Source organism: Limnochorda sp. (assembly GCF_047459355.1).
Taxonomy (GTDB): Bacteria; Bacillota; Limnochordia; order Limnochordales; family Limnochordaceae; genus Limnochorda.
In genome coordinates this window covers 38772-56394 of record NZ_VSCV01000016.1, presented here as the reverse complement: position 1 = coordinate 56394, position 17623 = coordinate 38772, and the positions used below count along the sequence as shown (strand labels likewise).

At 70.5% G+C, this 17623-nt stretch carries 21 protein-coding genes; 17 read left to right on the top strand and 4 right to left on the bottom strand.

Annotated features, from left to right (window positions below):
- The first annotated feature begins 214 nt into the window (after positions 1-214).
- From FWJ67_RS07265 to FWJ67_RS07255, 3 genes are all read left to right on the top strand, one after another.
- Positions 215-1006: a ClpP family protease gene (locus tag FWJ67_RS07265; RefSeq protein ID WP_414481978.1), complete on the top strand. Its 792-nt coding sequence runs from the start codon at positions 215-217 to the stop codon at positions 1004-1006.
- Between the two features lie 4 nt (positions 1007-1010).
- Positions 1011-1238: a YlzJ-like family protein gene (locus FWJ67_RS07260; RefSeq protein WP_304171568.1), complete on the top strand. Its 228-nt coding sequence runs from the start codon at positions 1011-1013 to the stop codon at positions 1236-1238.
- Positions 1239-1301: 63 nt separating this feature from the next.
- Positions 1302-1694 carry a hypothetical protein gene (locus FWJ67_RS07255; protein ID WP_304171570.1) on the top strand — a complete coding sequence of 131 codons (393 nt, stop codon included), beginning with the start codon at positions 1302-1304 and terminating at the stop codon, positions 1692-1694.
- Positions 1695-1696: 2 nt separating this feature from the next.
- Here the strand turns inward: FWJ67_RS07255 and FWJ67_RS07250 are convergent, their stop codons facing one another.
- Positions 1697-2545 carry a hypothetical protein gene (locus tag FWJ67_RS07250; RefSeq protein ID WP_304171572.1) on the bottom strand — a complete coding sequence of 283 codons (849 nt, stop codon included), beginning with the start codon at positions 2543-2545 and terminating at the stop codon, positions 1697-1699.
- Between the two features lie 156 nt (positions 2546-2701).
- On the opposite strand from FWJ67_RS07250, the gene FWJ67_RS07245 reads away from it, so the two are divergent.
- Complete coding sequence (locus tag FWJ67_RS07245) at positions 2702-3517, top strand: CAP domain-containing protein (protein ID WP_414481979.1); 816 nt, start codon at positions 2702-2704, stop codon at positions 3515-3517.
- A gap of 99 nt (positions 3518-3616) precedes the next feature.
- On the opposite strand, the gene FWJ67_RS07240 is transcribed toward FWJ67_RS07245, so the two are convergent.
- Positions 3617-5818 (bottom strand): endo-1,4-beta-xylanase, encoded by a 2202-nt coding sequence (locus FWJ67_RS07240; RefSeq protein WP_304171576.1) that lies wholly within the window; start codon positions 5816-5818, stop codon positions 3617-3619.
- Positions 5819-6076: 258 nt separating this feature from the next.
- Complete coding sequence (locus FWJ67_RS07235; protein ID WP_414481980.1) at positions 6077-6727, bottom strand: hypothetical protein; 651 nt, start codon at positions 6725-6727, stop codon at positions 6077-6079.
- 225 nt (positions 6728-6952) lie between these two features.
- Here FWJ67_RS07235 and sleB point away from each other — a divergent pair, with 225 nt between their 5' ends.
- The 10 genes from sleB (at position 6953) to trxB (ending at position 15315) form a co-directional block, all read left to right on the top strand.
- Positions 6953-7669 carry a spore cortex-lytic enzyme gene (sleB, locus tag FWJ67_RS07230; RefSeq protein ID WP_414481981.1) on the top strand — a complete coding sequence of 239 codons (717 nt, stop codon included), beginning with the start codon at positions 6953-6955 and terminating at the stop codon, positions 7667-7669.
- Positions 7670-7714: 45 nt separating this feature from the next.
- A complete protein-coding gene (gene ypeB, locus FWJ67_RS07225) occupies positions 7715-9091 on the top strand; it encodes a germination protein YpeB (protein WP_414481982.1) in 1377 nt (458 codons plus the stop codon).
- Between the two features lie 83 nt (positions 9092-9174).
- Positions 9175-10002: an undecaprenyl-diphosphate phosphatase gene (locus tag FWJ67_RS07220; RefSeq protein ID WP_304171584.1), complete on the top strand. Its 828-nt coding sequence runs from the start codon at positions 9175-9177 to the stop codon at positions 10000-10002.
- Positions 9999-11240 (top strand): HlyD family efflux transporter periplasmic adaptor subunit, encoded by a 1242-nt coding sequence (locus FWJ67_RS07215; RefSeq protein ID WP_414481983.1) that lies wholly within the window; start codon positions 9999-10001, stop codon positions 11238-11240. Before FWJ67_RS07220 ends, FWJ67_RS07215 begins: the two co-directional genes overlap by 4 nt.
- A gap of 38 nt (positions 11241-11278) precedes the next feature.
- A complete protein-coding gene (locus FWJ67_RS07210) occupies positions 11279-11977 on the top strand; it encodes a YggS family pyridoxal phosphate-dependent enzyme (protein WP_304171587.1) in 699 nt (232 codons plus the stop codon).
- 4 nt (positions 11978-11981) lie between these two features.
- On the top strand, positions 11982-12410 hold the full coding sequence (locus FWJ67_RS07205) for a cell division protein SepF (protein ID WP_304171589.1): 429 nt from the start codon (positions 11982-11984) through the stop codon (positions 12408-12410).
- Between the two features lie 12 nt (positions 12411-12422).
- Complete coding sequence (gene proC / locus FWJ67_RS07200; protein ID WP_304171591.1) at positions 12423-13280, top strand: pyrroline-5-carboxylate reductase; 858 nt, start codon at positions 12423-12425, stop codon at positions 13278-13280.
- Between the two features lies 1 nt (position 13281).
- The gene (locus FWJ67_RS07195; RefSeq protein WP_304171593.1) at positions 13282-13545 is read left to right on the top strand and encodes a YggT family protein; all 264 of its coding nucleotides are present in this window, start codon (positions 13282-13284) and stop codon (positions 13543-13545) included.
- A 62-nt stretch (positions 13546-13607) separates the two neighbouring features.
- Positions 13608-14255 (top strand): DivIVA domain-containing protein, encoded by a 648-nt coding sequence (locus FWJ67_RS07190; protein WP_304171595.1) that lies wholly within the window; start codon positions 13608-13610, stop codon positions 14253-14255.
- A gap of 100 nt (positions 14256-14355) precedes the next feature.
- Positions 14356-15315, top strand: coding sequence for a thioredoxin-disulfide reductase (gene trxB, locus FWJ67_RS07185; protein ID WP_304171598.1), 960 nt, complete (start codon positions 14356-14358; stop codon positions 15313-15315).
- A gap of 45 nt (positions 15316-15360) precedes the next feature.
- On the opposite strand, the gene FWJ67_RS07180 is transcribed toward trxB, so the two are convergent.
- Entirely contained in the window at positions 15361-16341 is a 981-nt protein-coding gene (locus tag FWJ67_RS07180; RefSeq protein WP_304171600.1) for an amidohydrolase family protein, read from the bottom strand.
- Positions 16342-16590: 249 nt separating this feature from the next.
- On the opposite strand from FWJ67_RS07180, the gene trxA reads away from it, so the two are divergent.
- The 3 genes from trxA (at position 16591) to FWJ67_RS07165 (ending at position 17592) form a co-directional block, all read left to right on the top strand.
- A complete protein-coding gene (trxA, locus tag FWJ67_RS07175; RefSeq protein ID WP_304171602.1) occupies positions 16591-16920 on the top strand; it encodes a thioredoxin in 330 nt (109 codons plus the stop codon).
- Positions 16921-17014: 94 nt separating this feature from the next.
- Entirely contained in the window at positions 17015-17329 is a 315-nt protein-coding gene (locus tag FWJ67_RS07170; protein ID WP_304171603.1) for an alpha/beta-type small acid-soluble spore protein, read from the top strand.
- Positions 17330-17355: 26 nt separating this feature from the next.
- On the top strand, positions 17356-17592 hold the full coding sequence (locus FWJ67_RS07165; RefSeq protein ID WP_304171605.1) for a small, acid-soluble spore protein, alpha/beta type: 237 nt from the start codon (positions 17356-17358) through the stop codon (positions 17590-17592).
- The last annotated feature ends 31 nt before the right edge of the window (positions 17593-17623 follow it).

Genomic DNA, 17623 nt, shown 5'->3' with positions numbered 1-17623 from the left:
CTCTCGGTCCGGGTCCCCGTCTTCATCCAGGTGGAGGGCGAGGTGGTGGGCGAGCGCCGGGTCTTCGCCTACGCCCAGAGCAACCCCAACACCCTGCAGCCGGCCAGCTGGCACGGGGAGGACGACCCCGATTATGACTGAAAGCGACACCCCTCCCGGCGTTGGTAAGGGCGTGCCTTCCCGTGCATGCTAGCCGGGAGGGGGTGGCCCAACCATGCCCAAGGGGCAGGCAATGGGGGAAGACCAGCGGCCCAAGGACCAACCCGCGGAACCGGCCAGCCCCGGCCAGGTGACCGCCAGCGGGACCGAGCCCCCACCCTCGGGACGGGATGCCTCGGCCCTCCTGGCCAGCCTGGGCCAGGCCACCGGGCCGGCACGGGGGACGAGCCCCATCCACGTGCTGACCATCATCGGCCAGATCGAGGGCCACCTGGTCTTACCCGCCAAGAACAAGACGACCAAGTACGAGCACGTCATTCCCCAGCTGGTGGCCATTGAGCAGAACCCGGCGGTGAAGGGCGTGCTCATCATCCTCAACACCGTGGGCGGGGACATCGAGGCGGGTCTGGCCCTGGCCGAGATGATCCGCACCCTTTCCAAGCCCACCGTCTCCTTGGTCCTGGGGGGCGGCCACTCCATCGGGGCGCCCATCGCGGTGGCGGCCGACTACTCCCTCATCGCCAGCACCGCCAGCATCACCCTCCATCCCATCCGCCTCAACGGGATGGTGATCGGCGTCCCCCAGACCTATGAGTACCTGGACAAGATGCAGGACCGGGTGATCCGGTTCATCGTCGAGAACTCCCGGATCCCCGAGGGGAAGCTGCGGGAGCTCATGTTCCGGACCGGGGAGCTGGTCCGGGATGTGGGCACGGTGCTGGTGGGCCGGGAGGCGGTGGAGGTCAACCTGATTGACGAGGTGGGGGGCGTGGCCCGGGCCTTGGAGATCCTGCGGGAGCGCATCGGGCTGGGGCCGGAGCTCACCAACGGCCAGGCCGAGGGGTGAGGGCATGTTCTACACCATCTACCCGCTGGAGCTGGTCTGGGAGGAGGCGGCGGCCGACGCCCCCCGGGTGGAGCTGCAGGTGGAGGGGCGGTCCCTGGTGGCCGTCCCCGGAGCAGGGGGCCAGCTGATGGTGGAGCGCCTTCTCTCCACCGATCCCAACGACTACTTGGATCCCCACCTGCAGCCGGGGGCAGCCCTGCCCTATTGGCTCAGCTCCGGGCCGGGCCCGTGAGACCGGAAAGGTCGGGCGGACATAGCCTGAAGGGGTGAGACTCGGAACAGAGGAGGGTGTCCCATGTCCCAACGGACTGGCACCGTGCCACCGGGCTGGAGCCCCTTCGTCACCCCCACCTTCCACCGCCGCCGGCGCCAAGCAGGCCCGGTGGAGGTGATCGTCTTCGGATCCCGGAACCTGCGGGCCTGCTACGGGTGCCACCACGGCCGCTCCCAGGCTGACGTGGCCCTCTCCTTCGGGCGAGGGCTCGCCCGCCGGTTCGGCGACCGGGTTCGCTTCCAGTATGTGGACGTCAACGACGAGGCGTACCGCCAGTACCCCGAGGTGGACGCCTTCCTGCGCCAGGGCCGGGGGCGGTTGCCGGTGGTGATGATCGACGGCGAGATCCGCTTCTCCTCCGTCTTTACGCCCACCTTCATCCAGCGGGAGATCGCCAGCAGGCTCAGCCGCTGAGCCTACTCGTCCGGGAAGGGCTTCCAGACGATGACCCCATCGTCGACCGCCGGCGCCTCGGGCGATGGTTGGGCACCGGAGAAGGGGGCGCCGCCGCCCGTGGCGGACGGTGCCGCATGGGCGGCCACCAAGGGCGCCTCCGCCGGCGCTTCCGCCGGCTCGAGGCGGGGCGGGAGGGCCGGGGTTGGGTGGTCGGCCCCCTCCTTGCCGGCCTCGGGGACCGAGGGGGCTAGTTCTTCCGCTTCCCTGGATGGCGGCCCGGAGGGTTCGCTCTGGGCCGCCGGAAGGGGTGCTTCGGGGGCGGGGACCGCCTCGGCGTCCGGCTCGGCGGCGTGGACCTCGGAAGCCCGGGCGACGGGGACCGCCACCTCGGCCTCCTCCTGTGGAGCGGCCACCTCGGGGGCCGGCGAAGGCTGGGCCGGCTTCAGGGGCTCCTCCGTGGGTGGCTCCGGAACGCCCGGTTCCCCAGGGGCCGGTTCAACGGCGTCCGGTTCCTCTGGGGCAGGTTCCGCCACCAGGAAGAGGTGGATGCTCTGGCTGAAGGACCGGTCCTGGGGGTCAAACTGGTGCTCTTCCCGAACCTCCTCCAGGCGGACGCGCACCGCCTGGGCCGCGCTGGCCGGCGGCAGGACCACGCCGTGGAAGGGGATCTCCACCCCCTCCCCCTCGATGGTGCCGTCTTCCTTTTGGTAGTAGATGTAGGTGCGGACGGCCCCTTCGGCCACCAAGCCTTGGCTTTCCCAGTTCCAGACGAGGTCGACGACCTCCAGCCGGACGTCCACCAGCTCTTGGGCCTCTTCCAGCCGGCCGACCCCGTCCAGGATCACCTCAGCCCGCCCCAACTCGGCCATATCGGTCGCCTCCCCGCCTGCTTCACCGCAAACGTATGACCTTTTTCCCGCCCATACCACCAACTGGAGGCCTTTCCCTAGGCTTCTTGGCGAGGAAGGGCCTGTCGCCGTGTCTAACTCCCCGGTACCTGGTGCTCCTTGCACCCTGGAGGAGGCATGCTCTTGCAGAACCTGAGACGCGGAACCATCATTGCACTCTTGGCGGCTTTGCTCGTGGTGGCCGGCGCCCAGGAGGCCCTGGCCCAGAGCTGGTCGTGGAACGGCTCCTGGAACGGGAGCGGCGGTTGGGGAAGCTGGCAGTCGTCGTCGGGAAGCGGCGGGTGGTCCGGCTCCAACACGGGTGGCAACGGTTCCTGGGGCTGGTCGTGGACGCCCGGCACGGGCTCCAGCGGCTCGAGCGGGTCCAACACCGGAGGTTCGAGCGGCTCGGGTGGCACTTCCAGTGGCAGCTGGTCCTGGTCGGGCAGCATCGGCTGGGGTTGGTCCGTCACCCCCTCCCGGCCCGCACCCAGCCCCCAGCCGGCGCCCCAGCCCGCGCCCGACCCGGTGACGCCCCCGACGCCCCCCACGACGGGGACGCCGGGCGCCAGCCCGTCGGAGGAGCAGTACCTGGTGGATGCGGCCAACGCCGAGCGGGCGGCCCACGGCCGGGCGCCGCTGGCGACCCACAGCACCCTGACCAGCCTGGCCCGGACCAAGGCGCGGGATATGGCGGTCAACGGCTACTTTGACCACGTCTCGCCCACCTTGGGCACCGCGCGGGACCAGATGCTGGCCGCCGGCCTCAACCCCAAGTACTGGGGAGAGAACATCGGCATGGGCGGTTCGGTCCAGACCATCCACCGGGCCTTCATGGAGAGCCCCGGTCACCGGGCCAACATCCTGAGCGCCGGCTTCACCCACATGGGCGCCGGGGTGGTCCGCCAGGGCGGGCGGATTTGGGTGGCCGAGATGTTCATGCAGCCCCGGTAAACGGCCGGGAGCCTGTCGCCGTCAGGAGAGCCGCGCCGCAGGCGGCTCTCCCGACGGCCCGGCAGCGCCCGCCCTCCGACGAGGGCGGGCGCTTCGTGCTCACTGGGCCTCGGTCACCAGGGTGAGGTGGCCGAAGACCGACGGATCCTGCCACCCGTTCCCGGTCAGGTCGTTCCAGGTGGCGATGCTCTGCCGGACGCCGTCCCGGGCGTCATTGATCTGGACATCGAAGCCGATGGTGGTCCCTTCCTCGGGCCGGATGGTCCGGAAGGGGATCTGCACCTCGACGGTGTAGGCCGTCCCCTCCACCCGGGCCGAGGAGGCGAAGCCCGCCCCGATCCCCGCCGGGTTGAAGGTCGGCTCGTTGACATAATTCACCCGGTACTGGCCGTCGTCGGCCTCGTAGGAGGTGGTCTTGGCGTTGTTCTCGTCGATGAAGACCTCGATGGAGTCCTGCTCCCACGGGTTGGAGGCGCTCCGGTCCAGCTGCTCGTCGGTCACCTGCACCAGCACGTAGAGGTGCTCGTGATCCCAGAGGACCCGGGCCGTGCCCGACGCCCCGTGCCAGGCCGTCTGGTACCGGTCCAGAGGCAGGGCGGGCGTCTGGTGCCAGATGGGGTCCACCTCGCCGTCGATGACCGGGGTGCCGAAGGTGGCTGTGCCGTGGCGGGCCTCGGGTTTGGGCGGCGGTTCATAGGCGGCCAGGAAGAGCTCCGGATCCCGCACCGCGTGGAAGGCCAACTTGGGCTGGAGGGCCCGGTCGAAGAGGAGGGGGTTCCGATCGGCCCGCCAGCTGGAGCCGTCATCCAGGCCCCAGAAGGTGACCCGGGCGATGGTTGGGGCGTGCTCCTTGAAGATCTGGAAGAGCTGGGCGTAGAGGACCGCCTGGGCTAAGGCCTCCTCCTCCGTCAGCTGGAAGGCGTCGCCGGCGGTCACGTCCAGCTCGGTGATGCTCACCTCCACGCCCAAGGCGGCGAACCGTTCCAGGGAGAGGCGGACGTTGGCCGGGTTGGTGGTGATGCTGTAGTGGCCCTGCATGCCGATGCCGTCGATCAGCCGCCGGCCGCCCGTCTCCGCGGCGTACGTCCTGTTCAGCTCCTCCACCATGCGGGCCACGGCCCGGGCCTTGGCCTGGTTGTCCAGGTTGTAGTCGTTGTAGTAGAGGGCGATCGCCCACTCGGGGTGCTCATCCAGCACCTCCCGGGCCGCCCGGAAGGCCTGCTCCACCCAGTCGGGGCCGATGGCCTGGTACCAGCCCGAGGGCCGGAGGGCGCCCCGCCAGTCGTCGGGATCGGGCGGGTTGTCGACGATCGCTTCGTTGACCACATCCCAGGAGATGACCCGGTCGCCGAAGTGCTCCATCACCGTCCGGATGTGGGCCCGCAAGTTGGCCAGGGCCTCGTCCCGGGGGAGGGGCCGGCCCGTCTCCGGGTCGGTGTGCATCCAGACGGGCGTCTGCTGGTGCCAGGCCAGGGTGTGGCCGTGCATCTTCAGACCCGCGGCCAGCACCGCATCCACCATCCGGTCGGCCGTGTCGAAGGTGAACTCGCCCTTCACCTCCTGGAGGGCTTCGGGCTTCATGGCGTTTTCGGCGGTGGCCACGTGGTAGTGGTGGGTCAAAAAGTCGAACTTGATGGTCCCCAGGTCCGCGGGTGAGACCACGTTCCCGATGAGGAAGAGGTCCCCGTAGACCTCCTTGAGGGGGGTGAGGTTCCGGTCGAAGGTGATGGGGCCCGAGCCGGTGGGCTCCAGGTGGATGTCGTCGATGTAAAAGGAGGCGGTGGGGCTGTCGGGGCTTTCGACGTACAGGGTGACGTAGCCATCGCCCAGGCTTGTGTACCGGTAGGGCGCCTCCAGGAGGACCCAGCCGTCGTCGGGGGTGACCACCAGGCTCGTCAGGTTGACGTAGCTGGCCGCGCTCCCCTGGCCGATCTGGGTGGAGAGCTGGAGCCGGGCCTGGGCGGGCTCAATGAGCCGCACCCAGACCGAGGCCAGGTACTCCTGGCCCGGCTCCAGGTACGGCTCCACCCGGAGGGAGGGGCCGTGCCAGCCCTGGGAGCGGCCCTCCACCTTGAGGGCGTACCGGCCGCCTTCGGTCCGGTTGGCTTCATCGGTGACCGTCAGCCGTTCCACCTCGCCCCGACCTTCCACCCCGCTGAGGGTCCCATCCTCGAAGGTGACGGTGGTGAACTCCAGGTGAGGCGCGCTCTGCCCGACCGCGGGCGAGGAGAGCCCCAGGAGCGGGAGGATCAGGGCCAGGGCCAGGAGAGAGGCGAGGCCTGTCCGAGCCGTTCTCGTCATCCCGATCCGAACCTCCTTGAGGGGTGTTGGTTGATCACTCCGGCCAGTCGCACGCGACGCATAGAAGCGTCAATCACAGAAAAGCGCGTCACTCGCCCCTGGGTATTGTAGCACAGAAGGGAAAGAAGTTGGTTGGGAAGACGAACAAACTCGGGCGGGTGACGGGACGGGCTCGGGGCTGGGCCCGCTTCGGCCGGTGGCCCCCGAGGAGGGGACCGGTGACGAGGGAGCCGCCGAGGGCGTGCTCCCTCGTTGCGGTCAGTGGTGGTCCAGCTGGGGCGGGAAGGGTGGCCAGAGCTGCCCCGATTCCACCAGGTCGGCCCATTCGGGACACCCGATGGGGGAGATCTGGACACACTCGGGTGGCTGCGGGCAGAACCGGGCCCGCTCCACCTCGAGCTGGACCATGAAGGTCGCCTTCACCACCACGAAGATGCCGACCTCGCACTCGATGTAGACCGCATCGTTGCTCGTGACGGGCCGGCAGTTGAGGCACTGGACCAGGTGGAAGGTCCTGACGGACATGCCCACCCGGGCGCCGGGGAGGCGGACCCGCTTGGTCAGGGCGAAGGTCTCGACGACGGTGCGGGTCTGGTTTTCGACGGAGTAGACGACCTCCATCTTCCACTTGATGGTGAACTCGACGGTGCCGTCGCTGGGGATGGAGGTGTCGCGGATCTCCGAGTCGATCACCCGGCAGTCCACCACCCCGGTGGGGATGCCGGCGAGGCGGGTGAAGGTGACGGTGGGGCACTCGCTCACGGTGCACTCATCGTACACCTTCTCCACCATGACGCACTCCCGCTTGAAGGGTTCCTCACCCCCGGCCATGGGTGCGATGGGGGCCATCACCTGCTCGGTCTGGCGCTGCCAGTAGGAGAGGGTGGCGCCCTTGACACGCTGAGCCATGAACGTTTCCCCCCTTTCCATCTGCCAGGAGCTCAGGAGGACGGCTCCGCTTGGCCAGTACATCCTATTGGGCCGGTGCTGGGGTGGTGCTACCTCGGCGCGGGTTGCCCGGGGCCTGGTCCGCCGGGACCAGGCCCCGCTGGATGCCGAGGGCCGTCGATCCCGAGGGCATAAGGGGCCTGGGGCCGGGGAAAGCCTACGGCTGGAAAGGGCGGGTGACGTGGCATGCAGACGGTTCCTCTCCGGGGTGGCACGCCCCGGCGGTGGGTTCCCACCGGGATCCTCACCTTGGTCCTCCTGGCCGTTCTGGCCGCGGCGGCGCCGGCCGCGCTGGCCCAACGGCCCACCCTCTACTGGGGCTCCCGGGGGCAGCAAGTCCGGGTCCTCCAGTGGCGCCTGCAGGAGTGGGGCTACTACCGGGGGCCCATCGACGGCATCTTCGGCAACAGCACCTCCCAGGCGGTCCGCCGCTTCCAAGCCCGCAACGGCCTCCGGGTGGACGGGATCGTCGGCCCGGCCACCTGGTCGGCCCTGGGTCTGGGCTGGCGGGCCCAAGCCCAGCGGGCGGCCACGCCGGTGGCGGCCCGAAGCGACGACCTGACCCTCCTGGCCCGCCTCATCGAGGCGGAAGGGCAGGGCGAGCCCTACGAGGGGATGGTGGCCATCGCCGCGGTGGTGCTCAACCGGGTGAAGAGCCCCAAGTTCCCCAACACCATCGCCGGGGTCATCTTCCAGCCCCATGCCTTCGAGTCGGTGACCAACGGGCTCATCTGGCGGCGGACGCCCTCGGCCCTGGCTTGGCAGGCGGCCCGGGACGCGCTGAACGGCTGGGATCCCACGTACGGGTCCCTCTTCTTCTGGAACCCGTCCAAGCCCGTCAGCGCGTGGATCTGGTCCCGGCCCGTGGTCCGCCAGGTGGGGGCCCACGTCTTTGCCCTGTAAGGAGGCATCCGTGGGGGGAACGGCTGAAGGGGAAGGGGAGCGACGGTGGAGAACGGGGAGAAGCGGTTTCGCAGCCTCTCGGCACTGCTGATGATCGCCCTCCTGGGGGTGGGCGCCTGGGCCCTGAGCCTCCGCGCCGAGCGGGACCAGCTGGCCTTGGCGGTGGGAACCCGGTACCAGCAGGCCTTCCAGTTCCTCCTGGACGGCGTGGACAACATGGAGGCCAACCTGGCCAAGGTGGCGGTGGCCAGCGGTCCGGGCGATCAGATCCCGCTCCTGACGGAGATTTGGCGGGATGCGGGCATGGCCCAAACGAGCATCGGCCAGCTGCCCCTGCCCGTGGGCCGGATGATGCGGACCAGCACCTTCCTGGCCCAGGCAGGGGATTACGCCTACAGCCTGGTCCGCCAGATCGCGCGGGGGACCGTGCCCGACGATGAGGCCCGGCGGCAGCTGGCCGAGCTGAGCCAGGAGGCGGGGAAGCTGGCCAGCGAGCTGCACGGCGTCTTCGAACGGGCCCAGGCCGATGGCCCCTCGGGCTGGATGGAGCTCCAACGGGCCGCGGCCCGGGGGCTGACCGCCTCGGTGGGCGGGGCCCTGGGTGACGGTCTGGGCCGGGTGGAGACCCACCTCGAGGAGGTCCCCACCCTGACTTACGACGGGCCCTTCTCGGACCACATCACCGAGCGGAAGCCCCGGGGGCTTTCGGGGGATGAGGTGAGCGAGGCCGAGGCCGAGGCCATCGTGCGGCGCTTCCTCCCGGCCGCCGACCGGGAGGGCTACCGGGTGGAGGTGACCGACCGGGTTCAGGGGCGGATCCCCGGCTACCATGTGGCCGTCCGGCGGGAGGGGGAGGCGGGGGCCGTCTACACCCTGGACGTGGCCCGCCAGGGCGGGGCCGTCGTCTGGATGAACTCCTCCCGGCGGGTGGAGGAGAACCGGCTGGATCGGGAGGCTATGCGGGAGAAGGCCGAGGCCTTCGCCCGGGAGCGGATGGAGGATACGGACCTGGTGGCCGTGGACTCCATCGGTTCCCAGGGCCGAACCACCTTCACCCTGGTCCCCAAGGTGGACGGGGTGCTCATCTACCCCGACATGATCAAGGTGACGGTGGCCGCGGACAACGGGGAGATCCTCCAGTACGATGCCCAGAGCTACCTGATGAACCACACGGAACGGAAGCTGGAGAAGCCGGAGCTGGAGGAGGAAGAGGCCCGCCGCCGGTTGCCGCCCGACTTTGAGCCCCGGGGGGAGGGGCGGCTGGCCTTGATCCCCACCGAAGGCCTCCGGGAAGTGCTCACCTACGAGTACCGGGGGACCGTGGACGAGACGGAGTTCATCATCTTCGTCAACGCCTCCTCGGGGCAGATCGAGGAGATTCTCCAGGTGGTGCCCACCTCCGAGGGTGAGGTGGCCCGCTAGGCGCCAGGCCCAGCAGGGGAGGGCGGCCTCCGGGGGGAAGTGGTGGGGCGTACGCCACCTTCCCTCCCGGAGGCGATCGCGCGATGAGCTTGCTGGACGCGTTGATCCTGGGCGTGGTCCAGGGCCTGACCGAGTTCCTCCCCGTCTCCAGCTCGGGTCACCTGGTTCTGGTCCAGGTCCTGCTGGGCGTCCAGCCGGATGGGATCACCTTTGAAGTCTTTGCCCATGTGGGGACCCTGCTCGCCCTCCTGGTGGCCTACCGGTCCACCGTCCTGCGGCTGATCCGGGGAGTCTGGGCCCTTCCCCAGCTCTCGCGGGGCGGGCCCAGGGACCGGGAGACGGCCGACGACCTGAGGCTCTTGGGCCTGCTCCTCCTGGCCTCGGTCCCGGCCGGTCTGGCCGGCATTCTGCTCAAGCCCCAGATCGACCGGCTCTTCGGCTCGGTGGAGCTGGTGGGCTGGATGCTCCTCCTCACCGGCGGGCTCCTTTTGGTGGCCGAGCGGCGGGCCCGGCCGGCGGCCGCTCCCGTCGATCCCCAGCAGGCGGCCCGCCTTTCCGCGGGCCAGGCCCTCCTCATGGGGATCGGCCAGGCCTTGGCCATCCTCCCCGGCCTCTCCCGGTCGGGGACCACCTTGAGCTTCGGTCTGCTGGCCCGGCTGGACCGGGCTGATGCGGCCAACTTCGCCTTCCTCATGGCCATCCCCGCCATCGGGGGGGCCTTCCTCTTGACCCTGGTGGACCTGGCCCAGACGGGCAGCCCCTTGGAGGGGACCCTCCTGGTGGGTGCCGCCGCGGCCGCGGTCTCGGGCTACGGGGCCATCCACGCCCTCCTGCGGCTGGTCCAGCGGGGGCGGCTCTGGTGGTTCACCCTCTACACGTGGGCCGTGGGGGCCTGGGTGCTTCTGACATGAGGCGGCGGCCCCTGCGGGTCCAGGCCCTGGTCCTGGCCGGCCTGCTGGGAGCCCTCCTTCTCTGGGCGGGACAGGCGGGCTGGCGGCTGGTCCGGGAGGCCCTGGTCCGAACGGTGCCCGTCCAGGCCTCGGTCGTGGAGCGGAGGCTGCCGGTGGAGGCCTGGGTCCTCCGCCGGGAGTGGGTCCTCACCGCGGGCGCCAGCGGCTACCTGGTGCCCCTGGTCCAAGGCGGCCAGCATGTGCCCAAGGGCGCGGTGGTGGCCGAGGTGGTGGACCGGGTGGAACGGGCGGCCTTGAGCCAGGAGCTGGAGGTTCTGGCCCAGGAGCTGGCCCGGACAGATGAGGCCCTCCGGGCCCAGAGCCAGGCGGAGGCCGCCTTCCGGCGGGAGCGGGAGGAGCAGGAGGCGGCTCTGGAGAGCCAGATCGCGTTCGCCGCCAGTTTCGGCCGGCAGGCAGAGCTGGAGTCCCTCCTCCAGCTCCGCTCCCGGCTCCAAGCCTGGGCGGCTGAGCAGGAGGAGGCGCTGGCCGCCCAGCGGGTCGCCCTGGAGGCGGAGAAGGAGCGGCTGGAGGAGCGGCAGCGGGCCGTGCTCCGCCGGCTCCAGTCGGCGACGGATGTCATCCAGGCGCCCGAGGCGGGCCGGTTTGACCTCTGGGTGGACGGGCTGGAGGAGCGGCTCCAGCCGGGCCGGGTGGAGGAGCTCACCCCCCGGGCGGTGCGGGCCCTGGACAGCCGTACCCGCCGCTTCGCCGCGGGGGACCGGGTGGTGGCGGGCCAGCCCGTGGGGCGGCTGGTCGACAGCCACCAGGTCTGGCTCTACCTCTTCCTGCCCAGCGGCCACGGCCTGGCCGAAGGCCGACGGCTCCTCTTCCAGCCCGAGGGCGGCCCGCCGGTGGCTGGCCGGGTCGGGCGGGTGGTCTTCTTCGGTGAGGAGACCGGCCTCCTCATCGAGCTGGAGGCGGTGCCGGAGGCCGCCCTCACCCAGCGAAAGGTGCGGGGGGCCCTGATCCTGGACCGGTGGGAGGGGGCGGTCGTCCCGGTGAGCGCCCTGGTGGCCCGGGAGGGCGCGACGGGGGTGCTGGTGGAGGTGGGGGGGCGGCGGCTTTTCACCCGGGTCCAGGTGAAGGGGAGCGACGGCGTGTGGGCGGCGGTCCAAGGCCTGCCCCTGGGGAGCTCGGTGGTGGTCAACCCCCGGCTCTTGGGCGAGCGGCCCGCCCCGGCCCCGGCAGGAGATCCCTGAGGCCGGACGGAACCCATAGCGGGTAGGAGGGTCCGTCCGTGTCTGAGGTTGCAGCCAGGGTGGAGCAGGTCCGGGAACGGGTGGCCCAGGCCGCGGAACGGGCCGGGCGGGACCCGGCCGAAGTGACCATCGTGGCCGTCACCAAGGGCCACCCCGCCTCCCGGGTGGAGGAGCTGGTGGCCGCCGGCATCGACCAGATCGGTGAGAACCGGGTGCAGGAGGCCCTGGCCAAGAAGCCCGAGGTGCAGCGGCCCGCGACCTGGCGGCTCGTCGGTCCCCTCCAACGGAACAAGGTCCGGCGGGCCCTGGAGCTCTTTGACTGGCTGGACGCCATCGACCGCTGGGAGGTGGCGGAGGCGGTGAGCCGCCGGGCGGTGGCCGCCCAGCGGGTGGTGCCGGTGCTGGTGGAGGTCAATGTGGGCGGCGAGGCTCAGAAGCATGGCTTCGCCCCGGAGAGGGTCCCCGAGTTCTTCGCCCGGCTGGATCAGCTCCCGGGCCTGCGGGTGGAAGGCTTGATGACCGTCGCCCCCTTGGCCCACGATCCGGAAGAGGTGCGGCCCGTCTTCCGCCGCCTGCGGGAGCTCCGGGACGCCCTGCAAGACCGCTTCAGCCTGGAGCTGCCGTGGCTCTCCATGGGGATGAGCAACGACTTTGAGGTGGCGGTGGAGGAAGGGGCGACCATGATCCGTCTGGGGACCGTGCTGGTGGGACCCCGCCCGGCGGCCCCGGGGAGGTGAGCCCGTGGAGCGAGGGTTTCTTGACCGGGTCTTGAAGTTCATGGGCATTGAGCAGGAGGAGGAACCGGCCGCCGCGGCCGAACCCGCCCCGGTGTCCGATGAGATCGCCATCCGGCGGCGGGGCCGGCTGGTCAGCCTGCCGGGAGCCGGCGCCCAGCAGATGAACGTGGTGGTGGCCGAGCCGACCAGCTTCGACGAGGTGGAGGCGCTGGCCGAGGAGTTGAAGCGCCGCCGTCCGGTGCTGATCACCCTGGAGCGGGCCCAAGGGGACGTGGCCCGGAGGATCATCGATTTCATGAGCGGCGCCGCCTTCGCCCTGGACGGCCACCTCCAGAAGGTGGGCGACTGGATCTTCCTCTTCACACCCAGCAACGTGACCATCGACTGGCTCCCGGGGGAGGAGACGGACCGGCCCCCCTTCACGAGCCTGTGACAGGAGGACCCCATGCTGGAGCGACGCGTCAGCCTCATCGGCGCCGGAGCCATGGGCGAGGCTCTGGTGCGCAGTCTGGTCACCCGCCGTTTGGTCGAGCCTCAGGCCCTCATGGCCGCTGATGTCCGGCGTTCCCGCCTGGAGGAGGTGGCCCGCCGCTACGGCGTGCGGGCCGGGGCCAGCAACGAAGAGGCGGCCCGGTTCGGCGAGGTGCTCATCCTGGCGGTGAAGCCCCAGCAGATTGAAGGGGTGCTTCAGGAGATCAGGCCCCACCTCACCCCCCACCACCTCATCCTCTCCATCGCGGCGGGGGTCCGCATCCGGTTCCTGGAGAGCCACCTGGGCGATGGGGTGCCGGTGGTCCGGGCCATGCCCAACGTGGCCTGCCTGGTGGGGGAGGCGGCGTCGGGCTTCAGTCTGGGCCGCTGGGCGGGGGAGAAGGAAGCGGAGCTCGCCCGGCAGATCCTGGGCGCGGTGGGCCAGGTCTTCCTGTTGCCTGAACCCCTCCTCGATGTGGTGACGGGTCTCTCCGGCTCGGGACCCGCCTTCTTGGCCCTGGTCATCGAGGCCCTGGCCGAAGGGGGCGTGGCCTGCGGGCTGCCCCGAGAGGTGGCGGTGAAGCTGGCCGCCCAGACCTGTGTGGGGGCGGGCCGGCTGGTCTTGGAGGGGGGACTCCACCCGGCCCTCTTGCGGGAGATGGTCACCTCGCCGGGCGGCACCTCGGCCGCCGGGATCCAGGTGCTGGAAGAGGGGGCGGTCCGGGCGGCCCTGGCCGGGGCGGTCCGGGCGGCCACCCGCCGGTCCCAGGAGCTCTCCGCCGGCGGCCGGGAGGAGGAGCCGGCCAACGGCGAGGCCAAGGAGGGGGAGTAGGGTGGGCCTGATCCGCCTGGTCAACAGTCTGTTCCAGCTGTACGAGCTGATCCTTCTCGCCCGGATCTTCACCTCGTGGGTCAACGCCGACCCCTACAATCCGGTGGTGCGCTGGCTCTACCGGATGACCGAGCCGGTGATGCGGCCCTTCCGGGGGCTCTTGCCCCCCTTGGGCATGATCGATTTCTCGCCGGTGCTGGTCTTCCTGGCCTTGGAGGTGGCTCGCCAGCTGGTGGTCCGGTTCTTGTGGACCGTGCTCTTGTGATGGGTGGGCTCCTGCTCCAGCCGGGAGCCTGTGGCTCGGGGGATGGAGGAGGGGCAGGCTGAATGCTCACACCGCGCGCGTTGCGCCACATCGAGTTCAGGAAAGTCTTCCGCGGGTATGACCCCCAAGAGGTGGACGAGTTTCTCGGCCGCCTGATCGAGGAGTACGAGCGGCTCCGGGAGCGGGTAGAGCGGGGGGCCGAGCCGGGGCGGGAACGGGCGCCGGAGCCGGCCCGGGAGCGGGCCGAGGGCCTGCCCGAAGGGGCCAAGGGCGGGAGCGCCGAGCTGTCGGCCGATCTGCGGGAGGCGGCCGCGTTGGCCCGGCAGGCGGCCGATGAGCTCCGGGCCAACGCCCAGTGGGAGGCCCGCCTCATCGTGGAGGAGGCCCGGCAGCGGGCGGCCCGGATCGAGGCGGAGGCCCGGGAGCGGGTGAGCCGGGAGCAGACCCGCCTCCGGGAACTCCGGGAGGAGGTCGACCGGCTCCTCCGCCAGCTCCGGCGCCTCACCGAAGCCTACCTGGACTCGCCGGCGCCGGGAGAGGCTCTGAACCGGCGCCCCGACAGCGATGAGCCGGCGTGGGAGCCGGAGCGGGGGGCGGCCGAGGACGATGAGGACGACACCCGGGCCTTTCCCGCGGTGACGGCCCCGGAGCCCGAGGAAGGGGACGAGGAGGACGACGGCCGGACCTTCCTCAGGTATACCCGGGGTTGAGCGGCGGGAGGGCCCGCCGCTCGGGCCACCGGGCCCGGCGCGTTGGGGCGCGCTATACTAGAGCGAGAAGGGACCAGGGTACCTCTGGGGAGGGATCCCAGTGCGGGATGTGATCGTGATCGGCGGTGGCCCCGCAGGGTACACCGCGGCCCTCTACACGGCCCGGGCCCAGCTCCGCCCCCTGGTCTTCCAGGGCGACGAGCCGGGGGGCCAGTTGACCACCACCACCCAGGTGGAGAACTTCCCCGGTTTCCCCGACGGGATTCTGGGGCCCGAGTTGATGCAGAACATGGAGCGCCAGGCCGCCCGTTTCGGCGCGGAGATGCGGTTCGCCCGGGTGGATCGGGTGGACTTCACCACCTACCCCTTGCGGGTGGAGGCCCAGGGGGAGGTCTATGAGGCCCGGGCGGTGATCGTCGCCACCGGGGCTTCCGCCAAGCGGCTGGGGGTGCCGGGCGAGGAGCGGCTGATGGGCCGGGGCGTCTCCACCTGCGCCACCTGCGACGGCGCCTTCTTCCCCGACAAGGAGCTCTACGTGGTGGGCGGCGGCGATTGGGCCATGGAGGAGGCCCTCTTCCTCACCCGCTTCGCCCGGCGGGTCCGGATCGTTCACCGGCGGGACCAGCTCCGGGCCTCCAAGATCATGCAGCAGCGGGTGCTGGAGCATCCCAAGATCGAGGTCCTCTTCAACCGAGTGGTGGAAGAGATCCTGGACGAGGGAACGGGGCGGGTGACGGCCCTGCGGCTGCGGGATGTGGTCACGGGCGAGCTGGCGGAGCACCCGGCCGACGGCGTCTTCATCGCCATCGGCCACCAGCCCAACACCGAGCTCTTCCGTGGGCAGCTGGCCATGGACGAGCGGGGGTACATCCGCACCTTCCAGGGCACCGCGACCAGCGCCCGGGGGGTCTTCGCCGCGGGCGACGTGGCCGATCCCATTTACCGCCAGGCCATCACGGCCGCCGGCTCCGGCTGCCAGGCCGCCCTGGACGTGGAGCGTTTCCTGGAGGGCACCGCCTTCCAAGATTGGGTCACCGCTGACCTCTTGGAGCAGGCCTAGCGGGGAAAGGGCCTGCCTGGGCCGGGGCGCGACGGGTCCCTAGCGTCAGGGATCCGTCGCTTCCTTTTTGGGGCCGGCAGGCAGACGGAGGAGGCGGAGGGCGTTCTCCCGGTAGACCTTCTCCAAGACCGGCACCGGCAGGTCGAGGCCGTTCAGCTGCGGCTCCCCCTCCGCGTCCCCGTCGGGCAGGGGCGAAGGGGCCCGGATGTCCGTCTCCCAGAAGGCCCGGTGGATCCAGTACCGCATCCGGTACCGGTGGGGTTCGGCGTCCTCTGCCCGGAAGACCACCTGGTCAGACCCAAAGAGGATGCGGTCCGCGTAGGCCTGGAAGAAGTCCCGGGCCTCCGCGGGCTTACGGCCCAGCTCCCGGACGATCCACTTGGTGGCGCTGGTGTCCACGTGGTAGTTGGGGTAGCGGTCCATAAGCTCGGCCAGGTGATCCAGGTGCTCCGGATCCCCGCCCATGTGGGCGCTGATGAAGACGATCTCCGGGTGCCGCTCGAGGCGGTACTCCAAGGGCGGGTACTGGTCGGCCTTGGTGCCGTAGCGGGCCGTGTCGGTGTAGTACTTGGCAAACCAGATGTCCGGGTCGGCCACATGGACCAGCACCGCCAGCTTCTGGCGCCCGATCTCTTCGAAGATGGGGTCCAGCCGGGCGTCGTCCAGCTTCATGGGGACCCGGTCCTGGAACCGGGGGGCGAACCAGAGCTTGATCAAGGGCGCGCCCGCCCGGGCCGCCTCCCGGACCACGGCGATGTTGGTCGCCGCGAACCGGTCCGGATCCTGCCAGTGGGTGAAATCGAGCATGGGTCCCGGCAGGACCATGTGGGGAAACTGGCTTTGCACCTCCACGCTCTGCTCCAGGCTGGCCAGGGCGACCAGCCGCTCCACCTGGTAAAGCTCCGCCGCCTCCACCAGCTCATGGGTGGGCCGGTCGGGGAAGGCGTGGGTGTGCACGTCGATGAGCGGAATGGCCACTTTGGTTGGCGGGGGAACGCGAAAGCCCTGATGACGGGCCTGCTCCACCAGGGCCTCCCCCTCAGGCACCATACGGGACGTGGCAGGGCACCTCCCAGAACCTGAGTGAACTTCGCTCTCACTATACCACGGTTGCCCCCTCGGGGCGAGGACAGGGCCGGGGCGCCCGGGCCGTCTGGGGTCCTGAGCCGCCGGGACTCGTGGGCCGCCTGGGCGCCGGGGCTGTCCACTGGTATAATGAAACGGTCTCCGAACGGTTTCCGCCTGTGAGGGTTGAAAGCGCAAGGAGGGGAACGGATGAGTCAGGACGGCGCTGTGCTGAACGTGACCGACGCCGATTTTGAAGAGAAGGTACTCCAGTCCGACCTTCCCGTTCTGGTCGACTTTTGGGCTGACTGGTGCATGCCCTGCCGGGCCATCGCGCCCGTGGTGGAGCAGTGGGCCAGCCAGTATGCCGGGCGGCTCCGGGTGGCCAAGATGGACGTGGACGCCAACCCCGAGACCCCAGGGCGGTACGGGATCATGAGCATCCCCACCCTGATCCTCTTCAAGAACGGGCAGGAGGTTCACCGCCACGTGGGGTCCCGGGTCCAGGGCCTGCCTGAGCAGATCGAAGCCCATCTCTAACGCCGATCGCCGCTCATCAGAGGGAAAAGGCACTAGCATGGTCCTTCCGCGCCGCCGCCCATACTAGGGCCAGGCGAGCGAAGGAGGGACACAGGTGGCCGAAGGGCAGAAGAGGAACAACCGGCTGATCCCCCAGGCGGCGGCGGCCCTGGACCAGTTCAAGTACGAGGTCGCGACCGAGCTGGGGATCAACCCGGAATATAAGACCGGATACTGGGGCAACATCTCCGCCCGCGAGTGTGGCGCGGTGGGCGGGCACATGGTGCGGCGCATGATCGCTGCCGCCGAGCAGTCCCTGGTGGACCAGGCGGCCGGCAATGTCCGGGCTGGCTTCCAGCAGGCGTTCTCGCAGCCGCTCTCCAACGTGACGGCCCCAGCGCAGCAGCAGGGGGCGAACCTGAACCAGTAACGCCCCTGTCCAGGGAGGGAGACCGCTTGGCCCCCGAGGAGACCCGTAAGATCCGGGAGGCGCTCCGTCAACTCCAACACGAGGTGGCGTCCGAGCTCACAGTGCAGGTGCAGGACGAACCGATCCGGAGCACGCCCGCCCGGCTCGCCGGGAGCCTCGGCGGGCCGGCGGTCCGTCGATTGCTCGCCCAGCGGGAGGAGGCCCTTCGGGAGTCAGCCCTCCGCTGGGTGAGCGAACCCCAGCCGGAGGAGCCCCCTATCTAGGCGTCCCCCCCTCGAGGCGTCCCCGCCCGAG

What these genes read in the sequence shown, in the direction of transcription:
- sleB (WP_414481981.1), top strand. Translation starts at nt 6,953, where the DNA reads ATGCAGACGGTTCCTCTCCGGGGTGGCACGCCCCGGCGGTGGGTTCCC.
- FWJ67_RS07245 (WP_414481979.1), top strand. Translation starts at nt 2,702, where the DNA reads ATGCTCTTGCAGAACCTGAGACGCGGAACCATCATTGCACTCTTGGCG.
- FWJ67_RS07250 (WP_304171572.1), bottom strand. Translation starts at nt 2,545, where the DNA reads ATGGCCGAGTTGGGGCGGGCTGAGGTGATCCTGGACGGGGTCGGCCGG.
- FWJ67_RS07265 (WP_414481978.1), top strand. Translation starts at nt 215, where the DNA reads ATGCCCAAGGGGCAGGCAATGGGGGAAGACCAGCGGCCCAAGGACCAA.
- FWJ67_RS07190 (WP_304171595.1), top strand. Translation starts at nt 13,608, where the DNA reads ATGCTCACACCGCGCGCGTTGCGCCACATCGAGTTCAGGAAAGTCTTC.
- FWJ67_RS07215 (WP_414481983.1), top strand. Translation starts at nt 9,999, where the DNA reads ATGAGGCGGCGGCCCCTGCGGGTCCAGGCCCTGGTCCTGGCCGGCCTG.
- FWJ67_RS07220 (WP_304171584.1), top strand. Translation starts at nt 9,175, where the DNA reads ATGAGCTTGCTGGACGCGTTGATCCTGGGCGTGGTCCAGGGCCTGACC.
- FWJ67_RS07260 (WP_304171568.1), top strand. Translation starts at nt 1,011, where the DNA reads ATGTTCTACACCATCTACCCGCTGGAGCTGGTCTGGGAGGAGGCGGCG.
- trxA (WP_304171602.1), top strand. Translation starts at nt 16,591, where the DNA reads ATGAGTCAGGACGGCGCTGTGCTGAACGTGACCGACGCCGATTTTGAA.
- FWJ67_RS07255 (WP_304171570.1), top strand. Translation starts at nt 1,302, where the DNA reads ATGTCCCAACGGACTGGCACCGTGCCACCGGGCTGGAGCCCCTTCGTC.
- proC (WP_304171591.1), top strand. Translation starts at nt 12,423, where the DNA reads ATGCTGGAGCGACGCGTCAGCCTCATCGGCGCCGGAGCCATGGGCGAG.
- FWJ67_RS07235 (WP_414481980.1), bottom strand. Translation starts at nt 6,727, where the DNA reads ATGGCTCAGCGTGTCAAGGGCGCCACCCTCTCCTACTGGCAGCGCCAG.
- FWJ67_RS07240 (WP_304171576.1), bottom strand. Translation starts at nt 5,818, where the DNA reads ATGACGAGAACGGCTCGGACAGGCCTCGCCTCTCTCCTGGCCCTGGCC.